Consider the following 15249-nt stretch of genomic DNA (forward strand, 5'->3'; position numbering starts at 1 on the left):
CCACCGCCCGCGTCGATCCGCATCAAAACCAACGAGTCCATCAACGTTCTTTTCGCGGCGGACAAACGACCGACAGGGCTGCGAGTTGTCCCCGGCTCCGCCGCGCCGTCCGGCTCTTCGTCACACCACACCTCTCGGCGCCATCCGGTGCCGCTCCACATCCCACTATCCCGCAGGGCCACCTGGGGAGACTCGGAAGGAAATCCACTATGTCCTCTGTTCGTTATGACCGTGTCACCTGTCAGTACCCCGGCGCCGAACGGCCCTCGGTGACCGGTCTGGACCTGTCCATCGCCGACGGGGAGTTTCTCGTGCTCGTCGGACCTTCGGGATGCGGGAAGTCCACGACCCTGCGCATGCTCGCTGGGCTGGAGGAGGTCACCGACGGGCGGATCCTCATCGGCGACCGCGACGTCACCGACGTCCCCTCCCGCGACCGCGACATCGCGATGGTCTTCCAGAACTACGCCCTCTACCCGCACATGACCGTGGCCGAGAACATGGGCTTCGCCCTGAAGATCGCCAAGGTCCCCGCCGCCGAACGCCGGGCCCGGGTCGAGGAGGCCGCCAAGATCCTGGACCTCACCGACTACCTCGACCGCAAACCCAAGGCCCTCTCCGGCGGCCAGCGCCAGCGCGTGGCCATGGGAAGGGCCATCGTGCGCTCCCCCCAGGTGTTCCTGATGGACGAGCCGCTGTCGAACCTGGACGCCAAGTTGCGGGTCCAAACCCGCACCCAGATCGCCTCCCTCACCCGCCGACTCGGGGTCACCACCGTCTACGTCACCCATGACCAGGTCGAGGCGATGACCATGGGCGACCGGGTGGCGGTGCTCAAGGACGGGCACCTCATGCAGGTCGACACCCCCCGGGCGCTCTACGATGCCCCGGCCACGGAGTTCGTCGCCGGGTTCATCGGCTCGCCGACCATGAACCTCTTCCGTGCCCCACTCACCGGCGGCACCGTACAGCTGGGCACGGTGAGGATTCCGCTGACCGGTGCCCAGCGGAATGCGCTGACCGAGGCCAAGGTCACCATCGGCATCCGCCCCGAGGACCTCCACCCCGCCCCCGAAGGCGAAGGGCTGCCGATCGTGGCCGACGTCGTTGAGGAACTCGGCGCCGACGCTTTCGTCTACGGCCACCTCGCACCCGTCACCGCCGCCAACATGGTGGTGCCGGTGGACAACACCACCGGGGCCGAGGACGACCCGGGCGCCCACGAGTTCATCGTCCGCGTCGAGGGCCGCACCCCACCGGCACCCAACACCACAATTTGGGTCGTTCCGACCCTGGAGCACGTCCACCTCTTCGACGCCGCCACCGGCCGGCGTCTGCCCGACTAAGCCAGGCACAGGACCTGCCATCGGCACCCAGCGCCCGTGGAGCCGCCCGCTCTGTTCGACGGGCGGCTCCACCGATGCCGAGCGTCCCACCCGCGCTGACTCCTTCAAAAAATCGAATACGAACGTCCACCTCACCAACACACAGTGACAGCCCCAGCACGGCCACCAAAGGGTGGTCCACCCTGTACCGCCACCACATCGGCGTCGACATGGGCGGCACCATGATCAAGTACGCGGTCGAGGACACCGCCGACGGCACACCTATCACCCCGATTCTCCAACTGCCCACTCCCGTGCCCATCACCCCGCAGGCGGTCGCCGAGGTACTCGGAGTTCTGCTCCACCAGCTGTCCTCCCGGCCCCAGGCCCCACATCAGGAGGCCAACGTGGGGTGGCCCTGCCCACCATCGCCCGCGAGGGCGTGGCGCGTTCGGCCGCGAACATCGACAGCACCTGGATCGGCCTGGAGGTCGAGTGCTTCCTCACCGACCGGCTGGGCCGGCCCGTGCACGCGCTCAACGACGCCGACGCGGCCGGGCTGGCCGAGGTCCGCTACGGCGCCGGCCGCGGACCCGAGGGCCGCCCCGCCCGCGGCACCGTGCTGGTCCTGCTCCTGGGCACCGGGATTGGCTCGGCCCTGTTCGTCGACGGATGGCTGGTCCCGAACCTGGAACTGGGCCACCTCGAGCTCGCCGACGCGAAGGCCGAGACCCGGGCCTCGGCCGTGGCTCGGGAACGCGAGCACCTGGACTGGCCCGACTACGCCCGGCGGCTCCAGCGCTACCTCTCCCACCTGGAGTTCCTGCTCTCCCCCGGCCTGATCATCGTTGGGGGCGCGGTCTCGGCCCGGCACGAGGACTTTATCCCCCACCTGCACCTGGATACCCCATCGTGCCCGCCCAGCTACCCAACGCCGCCAGGATCGTCGGCGCCGCCCGCCACACCTACTACACGGCACCGCCCTTGCCGTAGCCGGATCACCGACCGCAGGTCACCGAGCTCACGAGGTGGCCAGGTCCACCCCGCTTCAGCGGCTCATGCCCGCCACCTTTACCCTTATCCCCCAGGAGACCCCACGAATGAAGATCGGACTGCTGACCAGCGGCGGGGAGGGCACCCTCGCCGAGGCCGCACGGCTGGCCGAGGCCGGCCTGCCCGTGGTGGGGGTGCCCAAGACCATCGACAACGACCTGCAGGTCATCGACTACACCTTAGGTTTCGACACCGCCGTGTCCATCGTCACCCACGCCATGGACCGGCTGCGCACCACCGGGGAGTCCCACCACAGGTGCATGGTCGCCGAGGTCATGGGCCGCGACGTCGGGTGGATCGCCCTGCTCTCGGGGATGTCCGCCGGGGCCCACGCGGTGCTGATCCCGGAGCAGAAGGTCTCCATGGACCAGGTCTGCGCGTGGGTGCGGGAGGTCTACGACCGGGGCCGGTCCCCGCTGGTGGTCGTCGCCGAGGGCTTCGTCCCCGAGGATCACGAGGACGTGCTGGCGGGGAAGGGCACCGAGGCCGACGGCCCTCCCCGGCTGGGCGGGATCGGGGAGTACGTCACGCAGGAGATCGAGCGCCTCACCGGCATCGAGACCCGCAACACCACGCTCGGGCACATTCAGCGCGGGGGCGCCCCACGGGCTTCGACCGGGTGCTGGCCACCCGCTTCGGGATGGCCGTGGTCGACCTCGTGCACGAGAAGCAGTGGGGCCGGATGGTCGCCATCCGCGGCACGGACATGGTCCGCATCGACTTCGCCGAGGCGCTCGAGGGGCTCAAGACCGTCCTCCAGCACCGCTGGGACGAGGCCAAAGTCCTCTTCGGCCGCTGAGAGTAACCGTGCACGTCCACCCCGGAGCAACAGTGCGACCCCTCCCCCTTCTCTGATCCCTTATCCCTCAGTACTGACGACACGAAGCCCCCATGCGACGAGCAAAGATCGTGGCCACGATAGGCCCGGCCATCTCCTCGTACGAGAACCTCTCCGAGGCGATCCGGACCGGCATGAACGTGGCCCGGCTCAACATGAGCCACGGCGACCGCTCCGTGCACGACACCTCCTACGAGAACCTGCGGCGCGCCTCGGCGGAGCCGGGGCGACGGTCGCGATCCTCGCGGACCTCCAGAGACCCAAGATCCGGCTCGCCCGCTTCGCGGACGGCCCGCACGAGCTGCTCCCCGGCGTTGAGAACCGCGACGTCCGGCGGGCGGGCAATGGCTTCAACCTGATCCCAAAGCTTTTCCATGTTCTCGTAGGTGCGCAGGTCCGCCCGCACTGGGTAAACGGTCGCGCCAAGCGCACGCAGTTGCTCAGCGACGGTATCGATCGAGTCGCTGCGTCCGGTGCCGATGATGTCGTAGCCGCGAGTGGCCAGCTCGCGGGCGATGTCGGTGCCGATGCCGTTGGAGGCGCCGGTGATGAAGGCCAGAGGCCGGGTGCGGGTGGAAGGCGTGGGCACGGTGATTCCCTTCACGATGACGGTGGTTCAGGGCACGCTGGAGCCCCTAGACCGCGGGTGCGGCCGGGGCGGGGGTGAGGGTGGTCCGTGCTACGGGGTCGCGGTGGGCGGCTGATTGGCTGCAGCGTTGGTCACTGACGGATCGCTGTGCTCGGAGCTCCAGCTGGCGAGGATGCGCGGCTTCTCCAGGTCGGTGGATGACGCCCTCGGAAGCGCTGGTGAGCCGACCCTGCTCTAGGTGCCTGCCCGCACCCCGCGGTGCACGCGGCGCGCGCCCCAGGCCGTGAGGCCGATGCAGAACAGCGCGCCCATCCCGAGTGCCGCGGCGCGGACCCGCTGGCCGGTGACCATCGAGCCCGTCACCCCGCTGTCCCCGTAGGAGCCGGGCTCGCCCGTCTCCACGACCGTCAGGTGACCGTTCTGCTCCGCGAGCAGGGCGTCCACCTCCCGCGGGAAGTCGGAGTCCTGGACACCCGTCTGGGTGCCGCGGAACGTGATCTGGTTCCCCTCGGTCTTTTTGATGGGATCGTCGAGCCGGTTGTCGAACGGGTAGCGTTCGGTCAGCTCGTTCTTGGGCATGATGCCCGCGTAGATCCCGTTGTAGTCCTGGGTCACGAGGTCCTTGGTGAGCGTCTGGTACGTCCCGGAGACGACCATCGACTCCCCCGCCCACTCCTCCAGCCGGGAGGCCTTGTCGAAGGACAACGCCGAGGCCAACCCCAGCGCCAGGGTCACGACTGCCCCCAGCAGCACGATGAGGACGATCCACCATCCTCGGGTACCACCGGGTCGTGTCTCCTGGTCATGCTCGTCGAAATCGATGAGTTCCTGGGTGTCGTGGCTCACGGTATGACTTCTCCTGGCTGGTGGGGGGTGATCAGCTTCGGATCTCAGCGCCGTGCTCCCTGTGGGCCGCATCCACCGCGTTCTCACGGGCCTGGGAGGCCTCGTCCGCGGTGAGGGTGCGGTCCGCGGCCCGGAACCGCAGGGCGATCGCCACGGACTTCTTGCCCTCGGGGATGCCCTTGCCCACATACACGTCGAAGACCTCGGCGGCTTCGAGCAACTCGCCCGCTCCCCGACGCACCGTGGTCAGCAGGTCCGCCGCGGGGACGCTCGCGTCCACCACGAGTGCGACATCCTGGGTGGCCGCGGGGTAGCCCGAGATCACCTGGGCGGTGACCGCCGAGGCCTCACGATCGAGCAGCGCGGACAGGTCGAGTTCCACGGCGCACGTGCGCTCGGGCAACCCCTGGGCCGCGACGAGCTTGGGGTGCAGCTCTCCCGCCATACCGATCACGGCGCCGTCCTGAGTGCTCAGCTGCGCGGTGCGCCCGGGGTGGAACGCGTGATGCGAGCCCTGGGTGACCCTCAGCTCCACGCCCACGCTGCGTGCGGCGAGCACGGCGACGTCGAGCGCGTCCTGCCAGTCCAGGGTACGCGGCGCAACCCACGGGCCTGCAGCGGCGTCGTGCCCCGTGAGCACCGCGGCGAGCCTGCGCGGCTGGTCGGGAACGGCGGCGTCGAGCCGTTCGAGCTCCGGAGCGGCCGGGCGCACGCCGAGCGGCGGGATGGGCTGGGTGTCCGGGGTGTAGCCGTCCGCGAGGAACACGTGGCCTATCTCGTAGAGGGCCAGGTCCCGCAGTCCGCGCGAGTGGTTGCGCTTGAGCACCCCGAGCAGCCCGGGCAGGATGCTCACCCGCAGCAGGGACTGGGCCTCGCTGATGGGGTTCGCGAGCTTGATCGACGCCACGTGCTCACCGTCCGCGCTGCCCCACAGGTCGTTGTCCGCCTGGGACACGAACGGGTAGCTGAGCACCTCGGTGAGCCCGGCGGCCGCGAGCGTGTTGGCCACGCGGCGTCGTGCGGCCTGCGAGCGCGTGAAGCCGCGCCCGGGAGGCGCCACGGGGAGGCGATCGGGGATCTTGTCGTAGCCGTCCAGACGCGCGACCTCCTCGACGAGGTCCTCCTTCTCGAGCAGATCCGGGCGCCACGACGGCGGGACCACGGTCCAGCCGTCCGCGGTCTCCGTGACCTCGGCGCCGATGGCCACGAGGCTGCGCTCGACGACCTCTGGAGAGTAGTCCACTCCAACGCGCGCCGCAGGGTAGCCCGCGGGCAGCTCGATCGCGGCGGGGCGGTCCGTGTGGTCCACGTCCGTGACCCGCCCGGAGTCCGTGCCGCCGGCCAGCTCCACGAGGAGGTCGACGACGCGCTGCGCAGCAACCGGCGCGAGCTGCGGGTCCACGCCGCGCTCGTATCGCTTGGACGCCTCCGAGGGAAGCTTGTGTCGGCGGGCGGTGCGGGCGATCGAGACCTCGTCGAAGCGCGCGGCCTCCACGAGCACGCGCGTGGTGTTCTCCCCGACTTCGGTCGCGGCGCCGCCCATGACGCCAGCGAGGCCCACGGGACCGGATTCGTCCGCGATCACGAGGTCCTCGGTGTTCAGCTCACGGGACTTGTCGTCCAGCGTGGTCAGCTTCTCGCCGGCCCGCGCACGGCGCACGGTAATCCCGCCCTGCAGGGTGTCCGCGTCGTAGTTATGGATCGGCTGGCCGTACTCGAGCATCACGTAGTTGGAGATGTCCACGGGCAGGCTCAGGGAGCGGATCCCGGCCAGGCGCAACCGCGACACGAGCCACTGCGGGGACGGGATGGATGGATCCACGTTCTCCACGATGCGCACCGCGAAGCGGTTGCACCCGGCGCGGCCATGGATCGGGGCGTCGTCGGACACGGTCACGGGGAACCCGTCCTCGGTGGACGCGGGCACCCGCGGCGCGAGCTCCGCCACGGGATCCGTGAACGGTGCGCGCACCGCGTGGCAGTACTCGCGGGCGATCCCGCGGATCGAGAACGCGTACCCGCGGTCCGGGGTCACGTTGACCTCCGCCGCCGAGTCGTAGAGACCCAGCAGCTCCAGGGCGTCGGAGCCGATCTCGGGGTCCAGCCCGATCCGAGACAGCACCAGGATGCCGTCGTGGTCGTCGCCAATGCCGAGCTCGCGCACGGAGGCGATCATGCCTGCCGAGATGTGGCCGTAGGTCTTGCGCGCGGAGATCCGGAAGTCACCCGGCAGCACCGCACCCGGAAGGGCGACGACCACCTTGTCACCCACCGAGAAGTTGTGGGCACCACAAATGATTCCCTGGACGCCCGAGGGGTCGATGCCCTTGCCCGTCAGCGTCTGCTCATGGCCCTCCGGCACCACGCGCACGGAGCACCAGTTCACGGTCTTGCCGTTGGAGTGGGTCTCGGGCTCCATGGAGAGCACCTGGCCCACCACGATCGGACCGGAGAGGGAGTCGGAGGGGCGGTGGACGTCCTCCTCCTCAAGACCCACCTTCACGAGGGTGGCCAGGACGTCCTCCGCGGTGGCGTCCTCGGGAACGGGCGCGTACTCGCGCAGCCATGACAAAGGAACTCGCATTGCTCTAGATCTCCATCCCGAAGTGTTCGCTGAAACGGACGTCGCCCTCGACCATGTCGTGCATGTCCGGGACGTTGTTGCGGAACATCAGGGTCCGCTCGATGCCCATGCCGAACGCGAACCCCGAGTAGCGCTCGGGGTCGATCCCCGCGGCCCGCAGCACGTTGGGGTGCATCATGCCGCAGCCACCCCACTCAATCCACCGCGGTCCGCCCTTGGCGGTGGGGTGCCACACGTCCAGCTCCGCGGAGGGTTCGGTAAAGGGGAAGTAGTTGGGCCGCAACCGGATCGCGGCCTCCGGGCCGAACATGGTGCGCGCGAAGTGGGTGAGGGTGCCCTTGAGGTCCGCCATGGACAGCCCTTCGTCCACGGCGATGCCCTCCACCTGGTGGAACACGGGGGTGTGGGTCGCGTCCAGTTCATCCGTGCGGTAGGTCTTGCCCGGGCACACCACATACACCGGCAGCTCGCGCTCCAGCAGCGAGCGCATCTGCACCGGCGAGGTGTGGGTGCGCAGCACCAGGTGTGACGACGGCGGGTCCACGAAGAACGTGTCCTGCATCTGCCGCGCCGGGTGGTCCGGCTTGAAGTTCAGCGAGTCGAAGTTGAACCACTCGTGTTCGAGCTCCGGTCCCTCCGCGACCTCCCAGCCCATGCCCACGAAGATGTCCCCAATGTGGTCCATCAGGTTGGTCAGGGGGTGCCGTCCGCCCAGCCGACGACGCCGCGTGGCCGCCGTGACGTCCACCGCTTCCTCCACGAGGATGCGGGCATCCCTCTCCTCCTCGAGCACGGTGGCGCGTGCCGCGAGCGCCTTGTTCACGCGTCCGCGGGCCTGCCCCACCAGCTTGCCCGCGGTGGCCTTGGCGGCCTTGTCCAGCCCACCGATCGCACGGTTGGCCAGCGCCAGCGGGGATTTCTCCCCCGTGTGGGCCAGGCGAACGGTCTTCAGCTCGGAGAGGTCGGCGGCGGCCTCGATCTCACGCAGTGCGTGCTCGAGGGCGGCCGTCACCCCGGCCTCGTCGGTGGGGTCCACCGCGGCGGACGGTGTGGTCTCGGACATGGTTTCTCGCGTTCCTACTGGCGGACGGTGTTCTCACGAGCTCGCTCCCCCGGTGGGTGAGCCGCTTTTCGTGCAAATGCCCGCAGCGTGGCCGGTGCGGGCAGGGTCAGTCTAGTGGAGGACCCATGGCGTCCGCTGACCCGGCGGGGTCATGGGGCGAGCTGTCCCAGCAATGCCCGCACGATCGGAAGGTCCGCCGGGATCCACGGCAAGGCCAGTACGGCGTCGGGGTCGCTCGACGGAACCCACCGCACGGCCAGGTGATCGGTGCCCACCACGGGTGTATCCGCAGTGGTTCCGGTCCACACTCGCATCGCGGCCTTCTCGGACAGTGGCCATCCCTGAGCATGGGGGCCTGAGATTTCAGCCAGAAGCTCCACCCGCACCGACAGCTCCTCCGCGCATTCGCGCACGAGTGCGTCCTCGGCGCTCTCCTCCGGTTCCTGCTTGCCGCCCGGGAACTCCCACAGCCCGCGCAATGTCTCGGGGTAGGCGCGCTGGGCGGCGAGGAACGCGGTGGGGTGATGTGCGTCGTCGAGCAGGGCCACCCCGACCACCTGGGTCCGGAAGCGCGCGGGGAGATCGGAAGTCATGGTGTTCAGTGTGTCACCGACAATTCGGACAGCGCGGAGAGAGAAGCGTCAGCGATCGAAAATCCGGCGCTGGGCTTGCGCCGATGCATACAGACACACGGTCGCGGCGGTGGCCACGTTGAGCGATTCGGCGGCCCCGTACAGCGGCACCGCCACAGACAGATCCGCGGCCGCGACCTCCGCTTCCGACAGTCCCTGCGCCTCATTACCGAACAGCCACGCGGTGGGCTGCTCGAGGGGATACGCCACGTCCCCCGAAGAAATGCCCGCGGCGCGCAGCATCGCGGCGTCGGCCAGCTCGGAGACCGTCATGGAGGCATAACCATCCGCGGCGAGCACACCCATGCCGTGCTCACGAGCCGCCGCGACGACCGCGGCGAGTTCCATGCCCGTGAACACCGGGACGTGGAACAGCGACCCCGCAGAGGAGCGCACGGATTTCGGGTTGAACGGGTCCACGGTGCCGGGAGTGCACAGCACGGCATCTGCGCCGGCGGCGTCCGCGGTACGGATCACGGTGCCGGCGTTACCCGGGTCCTGCACCCGGACCAGCATGCCCACCAGGCGTGCGGCACCGATGGCGCGAGCGGCGTCGTCAGAGGAGCCCGACGCCTCAGACGCGTCCAAAGCAGAGGAACGGAAGCGGCACACCGCCAGCATCCCCTGCGGCGTGACCGCATCGGTCATGGCCGCGAGTACCTCCGGGGTGACCGCCCGGACGAACGCGTCACCGCGGTCGGCGACCGCGGCAAGATCCGCAGCGATCCCCGGATGCCGGTCGAGCTCCTGCAGGGTCACATACACGGCATCGAGCCTCGGCAACCCGGGAGCGGGAGAATCCGCGAGCGCGAGACGGACCGCCTCGCGCACGTTCTGCGGACCCTCGGCGCGGAACAATCCGCGCTTGGAACGCATCGAGCGCCTGGTCAACGCGGTCACGTCCTTGACCCGATCGGCTCGGGGGTTGGACAGCAACCGGTCTTCCAGGCGCTCGACGAACGTCACAGCGGCACTCAGGCGGCGGTGCGGGGCGCGGAGGTGTCCTCCGGCAGGGCGTCCTTGGCCACGCGGACCAGAGTCGCGAACGCGTTCTCGTCGCTCACGGCCAGCTCGGCCAGCATGCGACGGTCCACCTCGACCTCAGCGGCCTTCAGGCCCTGGATGAAGCGGTTGTAGGTCAGACCGTTCGCGCGGGCGGCGGCGTTGATGCGCTGGATCCACAGCCGACGGAAGTCGCCCTTCTTCTTGCGACGGTCGTTGTAGGAGTAGGTGTACGAGTGGAGCATCTGCTCCTTGGCCTTGCGGTACAACCGGGACCGCTGACCGCGGTAGCCCGAGGCCTTCTCCAGAACTTCACGACGCTTCTTGTGGGCATTGACCGCCCGCTTCACACGTGCCACGTGCGTACTCCTAACGATTCGGTTCCGACCCCTGCCGGAACATGACTACCCGCCGCGCAAACGCGGCGCTGACGAAATGGAAGAGGAAGGGCCTACTTGGCCAGCATCCGCTTGATGGCCTTGGCCTCACCCGGGGTGGAGACGATCTGGTCGCCCGCGAGACGGCGGGTCAGACGCGAGGACTTGTGTTCCAGGTAGTGGCGGCGGTTGGCCTGCTGGCGCTTGACCTTGCCCGAACCGGTGAGCTTGAAACGCTTCTTGGCACCGCTGTGGGTCTTCATCTTCGGCATGGTGGCCGTCTCCTTTTACATCGACCGGTGGGGCACACCGGTGGGTCGCGACACACGGCCGCGACCACGCTGGTGTCGGGCGATCACACGCCCAACGCTGTCAATTCCTGTGCCGCGGTTACTTCTTGGCGGGCCCGGGCTTGAACGCCCCGGGTTTCGGTGCCGCGGGCTTGGCCGCCGCGCTCGGCTTCACGGGTGCGGGCTTCGCACTCGGCTTCGCGCTTGCAGCGGGCTTGGGGCTCGCTGCGGGCTTGGGTGACGACGCCGATGCGGTACCCGCCTGCGCCGCCGCCGGCTTGGCCGCTGCGACCTTGGCGTCCGCGGTGGCCTGCTGTGCAGAAGCCTCGGGCTGCGCCGGAGCCTGGGTGGCTTCGGTACCGGACGCCGGCGCCACGGTCTCCTGGACCTTGTCCTCCGCCGCGATGGGAGCGCTCTGCGAGCTCTCCGCCTGCACGGTGGCCGCCTGACGCAGTTCCGCCGGGAACGCGTCCCCGATGGACTGGGTCACGGACTCGGCAGTAGAGGTGTCCACCCGCTGCTTGCGCTGGTTCTCGGACTGCGACGTCTCCCGCTGCTTCTGCTTGCGGGCCTCAGCGCGAGCCTCCGCCTTGTTCTTGAGCGGACCGATGACCATGACCATGTTGCGACCGTCCACGCGGGGCGCGGTCTCCACGACACCGACCTCGGCGACGTCTTCCGCGAGCCGCTCGAGCAGGCGCACACCCATCGCGGGGCGCTGCTGCTCACGACCGCGGAACTGGATCATGGCCTTGACCTTGTCCCCCGCGGAGAGGAAGCGCTTGGCGTGACCCACCTTGGTCTCGTAGTCGTGCGTGTCGATCTTCAACCGGAAACGCACTTCCTTGAGCACCGTGTTGGCCTGGTTCTTGCGCGCCTCACGAGCCTTGACCGCAGCTTCGTACTTGTACTTGCCGAAGTCCATGAGCTTGGCCACGGGGGGCTTGGCGTTGGGTGCGACCTCGACCAGATCGAGATCCGATTCTCGGGCCAGCCGCAGCGCGTCCTGAACGCGAACGATGCCGACCTGCTCGCCGCCAGGTCCGACCAAGCGGACTTCCGGGACACGGATTCTGTCATTGATACGTGGATCGCTAATGCCAAGCTCCTGAGTTCGTGGGTTTCCCCGTGGTTGGGTCCTGGACCACAACGAAAAACCTCCGCTGCGGCACGCGCGAGCGGAGGTGAGAACCACACAGAGACCGAGATGACACGACCGTCATGAAAACGGCGTGGTCGTTCGGTCACGAACCCGGGCACCTGGTGCCGTGTGATCGCGTCACTCGGCGGGCGGCGGCGGGTGGGAGTCATCTCCGCTTGCACACTGTCCATCAATATAACCCATCCGGGGGCGCCGGGGCCAGTCGGGCGACGGCCCCGCGCCGGGCGATACCGCTGTTCTACAGTGGTCCCATGTCCGAGCAGCCGCGCTCCGAGCGCTTCGAATTCACCGACACCGCATCGTCCCAGGGTCCCGCCCACGATCACGACGCCGCCCACGACCACGGCGCCTCCGATCCCGATGCACTGCCAGACGAGACCCTCGCCGAGGTGAACAACCAGATGCGTGACATCGCCGAGGTCCCCGCGGTCGAGGTCATCACGACCGCCGCCGTTCACCTGATGAGCGCCGCCGCCGTGAAGTGCGGTCTGGCCGCCGAGGAGAACGCCGAGGAACTCAAGGACCTGGACGAGGCGCGCAAGCTCATCATCGCCCTGGCAGGTCTGATCACCGCGGCCGCTCCCGAGATCGGCTCCCAGCACGCGGGCCCGTTACGCGACGGCCTCAAGTCCCTCCAGCTCGCGTTCCGCGAGGCTTCCCCGTTCCCCGACGCCCCCGGCGCGGGACCCGGCGAGAAGTTCACGGGCCCGGTCTACGGCTGAGCGTCAATCCCGTTGAAGTCCTTTTAAGGAACGCGGCGCGCGACCGGTGGTCGTGCGCCGCGTTCCTCTTGGTGACGTCAGACGGCGACGTCACGCTGTGATCTCATGCAGTGACCTCACGCGGTGAGCCGGACCTCGATCGAATCCACCGCCTCCGCCATGACGGGCTGGGCCGCGAGCTGCTGCTGGTAATGCCCCACTGCTGCCTGCACCTCGTCGACGGACAGCCCCACCCGCAGCTGCAGGGTGACCGTGAGCTCCGGGCCCTCGCCCCCACCGCGTAACGCGGCGCCGTCGGACCGCGCGGCATTCACACCGCGACCCGGGCCGGCGAGCGCCGCCACGATCTCCGAGCGCCCGAGTGCCGCGCGCGTGACGGCGTCGTCCACCGCGACATCCCGGTACGACGGCGTCCACTCGTGTCCCTGTGCCACGGCCCACAGGGCGGGGCGCCGGACCACGAAGGCCGGATCCGTCCCCGGATCCACGACAAGCAGGGCGGAGCCGTCTTGCACCGCGGACAGCGCGGCGCGGCGGATGTCCGCGGCGACCGGTCGGGCCCGGGAGTTCCATGCGGTCAGTGCATTGGTGGACGTGAACACCGGCAGGGCCTTGCGGCCGTCGGCGGCCTGCAAGCTCACGAGGGCCATGTCCGCTTCCTTGTCGGAGACCAGACCGTCCTCGGTGATGTGGGACTGGGACACCTGCGCCACGATGGGCACGAACACCCGGATCCCGGCGAGCGCGGCCACGACCTCCTCCTCGCCCACTGTCCCCGCGCGCCATGCGTCAAGTGCGCAGGCGACATTCGGATCCGCGGTGCCGGGGTCGTCGGGAAACTGGTGGGTGTGGCTCGTACCCTCCCCCAAATTGCGACCCTCCCACGACTGACCGCCGGTGTCTGTGGGGCCACCGGCCGAGCGCAGCTGGGCGGCGATGTGCGCGGGAAGGACGCGTGCGCTGGGGCCGGAAACGGCGTGGTCACCGCGCCCGGAGGGCGGGTGCGCTTCGCGTCCGGGCCCGCGATCCGCGCGGTGCTCAGGCACTCGGGCGACCGGCGACGTCCAGGGCCTGCGCGAGCGTGAACTTGCCGGCGTAGAGCGCCTTGCCCACGATCGCGCCCTCGATGCCGGCGGGGACGAGCTCGCGCAGCGCAGCGAGGTCCTCGAGGGACGAAATTCCGCCCGAGGCCACCACGGGCTTGTCCGTGCGGCGGGCAACCTCGGCCAGCAGCTCGGTGTTGGGCCCGCGCAGCGTGCCGTCCTTGGTCACGTCGGTGACCACGTACCGCGCGCAGCCGTCGGCCTCGAGGCGCTCCAGCACCTCCCACAGGTCGCCGCCGTCCTTGGTCCAGCCGCGCGCGGCGAGCGTGGTGCCGCGCACGTCCAGACCCACGGCGATCCTGTCCCCGTGCTCGGCGATCACGCGATGCGTCCACTCGGGGTTCTCGAGCGCCGCCGTGCCCAGGTTAATGCGCGCGGGGTCCAGGGTCAGGACGCGCTCGAGGGACTCGTCGTCCCGGATCCCGCCGGACATCTCGATCTTGAGGTCGAGGTTCGCGGCCACGCGGCGCAGGACCTCGATGTTGTCACCGCGACCGAACGCGGCGTCGAGGTCCACGAGGTGCAACCATTCGGCGCCCGCGTCCCGCCACGCGAGGGCGGCCTCGAGCGGATCGCCGTAGCCGGTCTCGGAGCCGGCCTCCCCCTGGACCAGGCGCACGGCCTGTCCGCCTTGCACGTCCACCGCGGGCAGCAGTTCCAAACGGCGTTCGGTGGTCTCGGTCATGTCTCTCCTCACGTGGCACCCGCGGGCGCCGTGGTGGTCCGGTGGTTGATTGGATTGTCGCGGTGCGGCGCACGCCCCGTACCCGTTGACGACGGCACTACGCCCGGTTCACACGCTCGTGAACCACGAGTAGCCCCCGTAGCCGATCAACACGAGGGCCACAAACGCGAGCAACACCACGCTCCACAGCGGCTTGCGCTGTTGATGGAAGGAGATCGCCCCGCCCACGAAGAACGCCCCCGCCACGAGCAGCAGCACCGATGCGGTCATGCCGGGGCCCCCGAACTCGGTGCGGGGATGCGCCCGGCCATGCGTCCGGTGCGCGGCAACGTGGACAGCCAGTTGCGCAGCAGGGCGATCCCCGCCGCGGAGGACTTCTCGGGGTGGAACTGGGTGGCGCTCAACGGACCGTTCTCCACGGCGGCCACGAAGGGCGCCCCGTGCTCGGACCAGGTGACGCCCGGGGGCACCATGTGCTCGATGCTCTGGTCGAATTCCCACTCCCGCACCCCGTAGGAGTGCACAAAGTAGAACCGCTCGTCCTCAATGCCGCGGAACAGTACCGAGCCCTCCGGCGGGCGCACCTCATTCCAGCCCATGTGCGGGACCACCGGAGCGTCGAGGCGTTCCACGGTCCCCGGCCACTGTGCCAGTCCCTCGGACTCGTGACCGTGTTCCACGCCGCGGTCGAACATGACCTGTAGGCCCACGCAGATCCCCAGCACCGGACGGCCACCGCTCAACCGGCGATCGATGAGCCGCGGGGCGTCCACCGCGCGCAATCCCTCCATGACGGCCGCGAAGGCTCCCACGCCCGGGACCACGAGACCGTCCGCGTCCATGACGTCGCGCGGATCGGCGCTCAGCACCACCCGCGCGCCGGCCTCCTCGAGGGCGCGCACGGCAGAGCGCACATTGCCCGCGCCGTAGTCCAGGACGACAACACTCGGCGCCTCCGTCATGTTCTGCTCCGCCCCG

The 15249-nt window shown here is 69.4% G+C and carries 14 protein-coding genes and 4 pseudogenes; 5 read left to right on the forward strand and 13 right to left on the reverse strand.

The features are described 5' to 3' along the window. The first annotated feature begins 209 nt into the window (after window positions 1-209). From IE157_RS07885 to IE157_RS12875, 4 genes and pseudogenes are all read left to right on the forward strand, one after another. On the forward strand, window positions 210-1346 hold the full coding sequence (locus IE157_RS07885; protein ID WP_193519664.1) for an ABC transporter ATP-binding protein: 1137 nt from the start codon (window positions 210-212) through the stop codon (window positions 1344-1346). A 209-nt stretch (window positions 1347-1555) separates the two neighbouring features. Continuing rightward, window positions 1556-2318: pseudogene (locus IE157_RS12870) on the forward strand (ROK family protein). Between the two features lie 119 nt (window positions 2319-2437). Continuing rightward, a pseudogene (locus tag IE157_RS07890) lies at window positions 2438-3177 on the forward strand (ATP-dependent 6-phosphofructokinase); the annotation flags it as partial. Window positions 3178-3269: 92 nt separating this feature from the next. Beyond that, window positions 3270-3529: pseudogene (locus tag IE157_RS12875) on the forward strand (pyruvate kinase); the annotation flags it as partial. Window positions 3530-3559: 30 nt separating this feature from the next. Here IE157_RS12875 and IE157_RS12880 read toward each other — a convergent pair. From IE157_RS12880 to infC, 9 genes and pseudogenes are all read right to left on the reverse strand, one after another. After that, a pseudogene (locus IE157_RS12880) lies at window positions 3560-3820 on the reverse strand (SDR family NAD(P)-dependent oxidoreductase); the annotation flags it as partial. Window positions 3821-4039: 219 nt separating this feature from the next. Next, window positions 4040-4651 (reverse strand): hypothetical protein, encoded by a 612-nt coding sequence (locus tag IE157_RS07900; RefSeq protein WP_193519665.1) that lies wholly within the window; start codon window positions 4649-4651, stop codon window positions 4040-4042. Window positions 4652-4682: 31 nt separating this feature from the next. Next, window positions 4683-7235, reverse strand: a complete 2553-nt coding sequence (pheT, locus tag IE157_RS07905; protein WP_193519666.1) for a phenylalanine--tRNA ligase subunit beta — start codon at window positions 7233-7235, stop codon at window positions 4683-4685. A 4-nt stretch (window positions 7236-7239) separates the two neighbouring features. Then, on the reverse strand, window positions 7240-8298 hold the full coding sequence (gene pheS, locus IE157_RS07910; RefSeq protein WP_064845938.1) for a phenylalanine--tRNA ligase subunit alpha: 1059 nt from the start codon (window positions 8296-8298) through the stop codon (window positions 7240-7242). A gap of 149 nt (window positions 8299-8447) precedes the next feature. Next, window positions 8448-8891, reverse strand: a complete 444-nt coding sequence (locus IE157_RS07915) for a (deoxy)nucleoside triphosphate pyrophosphohydrolase (protein ID WP_193519667.1) — start codon at window positions 8889-8891, stop codon at window positions 8448-8450. A gap of 48 nt (window positions 8892-8939) precedes the next feature. Continuing rightward, on the reverse strand, window positions 8940-9896 hold the full coding sequence (locus tag IE157_RS07920; protein ID WP_312795163.1) for a TrmH family RNA methyltransferase: 957 nt from the start codon (window positions 9894-9896) through the stop codon (window positions 8940-8942). Between the two features lie 8 nt (window positions 9897-9904). Further along, window positions 9905-10291 carry a 50S ribosomal protein L20 gene (gene rplT / locus IE157_RS07925; protein ID WP_035963276.1) on the reverse strand — a complete coding sequence of 129 codons (387 nt, stop codon included), beginning with the start codon at window positions 10289-10291 and terminating at the stop codon, window positions 9905-9907. Window positions 10292-10383: 92 nt separating this feature from the next. Next, complete coding sequence (gene rpmI, locus IE157_RS07930; RefSeq protein ID WP_035963278.1) at window positions 10384-10581, reverse strand: 50S ribosomal protein L35; 198 nt, start codon at window positions 10579-10581, stop codon at window positions 10384-10386. A gap of 118 nt (window positions 10582-10699) precedes the next feature. Then, entirely contained in the window at window positions 10700-11650 is a 951-nt protein-coding gene (gene infC, locus IE157_RS07935; RefSeq protein WP_318281391.1) for a translation initiation factor IF-3, read from the reverse strand. A gap of 362 nt (window positions 11651-12012) precedes the next feature. Between infC and IE157_RS07940 the strand changes: the two genes are divergently transcribed. Next, window positions 12013-12483 carry a DUF1844 domain-containing protein gene (locus IE157_RS07940; protein WP_193519669.1) on the forward strand — a complete coding sequence of 157 codons (471 nt, stop codon included), beginning with the start codon at window positions 12013-12015 and terminating at the stop codon, window positions 12481-12483. A 116-nt stretch (window positions 12484-12599) separates the two neighbouring features. Here the strand turns inward: IE157_RS07940 and IE157_RS07945 are convergent, their stop codons facing one another. The 4 genes from IE157_RS07945 to hisH all read right to left on the reverse strand — a co-directional run bounded on the left by IE157_RS07945 (window position 12600) and on the right by hisH (window position 15233). Continuing rightward, complete coding sequence (locus tag IE157_RS07945; protein WP_193519670.1) at window positions 12600-13529, reverse strand: SseB family protein; 930 nt, start codon at window positions 13527-13529, stop codon at window positions 12600-12602. Then, window positions 13522-14271 (reverse strand): bifunctional 1-(5-phosphoribosyl)-5-((5-phosphoribosylamino)methylideneamino)imidazole-4-carboxamide isomerase/phosphoribosylanthranilate isomerase PriA, encoded by a 750-nt coding sequence (gene priA / locus IE157_RS07950; RefSeq protein ID WP_064845942.1) that lies wholly within the window; start codon window positions 14269-14271, stop codon window positions 13522-13524. Before priA ends, IE157_RS07945 begins: the two co-directional genes overlap by 8 nt. A gap of 108 nt (window positions 14272-14379) precedes the next feature. Then, complete coding sequence (locus tag IE157_RS07955; protein ID WP_165489804.1) at window positions 14380-14541, reverse strand: hypothetical protein; 162 nt, start codon at window positions 14539-14541, stop codon at window positions 14380-14382. After that, window positions 14538-15233 carry an imidazole glycerol phosphate synthase subunit HisH gene (gene hisH, locus IE157_RS07960; RefSeq protein WP_064845943.1) on the reverse strand — a complete coding sequence of 232 codons (696 nt, stop codon included), beginning with the start codon at window positions 15231-15233 and terminating at the stop codon, window positions 14538-14540. The genes IE157_RS07955 and hisH overlap by 4 nt, the downstream gene beginning before the upstream one ends. Between the last annotated feature and the right edge of the window lie 16 nt (window positions 15234-15249).

This window comes from Kocuria marina (assembly GCA_014652975.1).
Taxonomy (GTDB): domain Bacteria; phylum Actinomycetota; class Actinomycetes; order Actinomycetales; family Micrococcaceae; genus Kocuria; species Kocuria marina.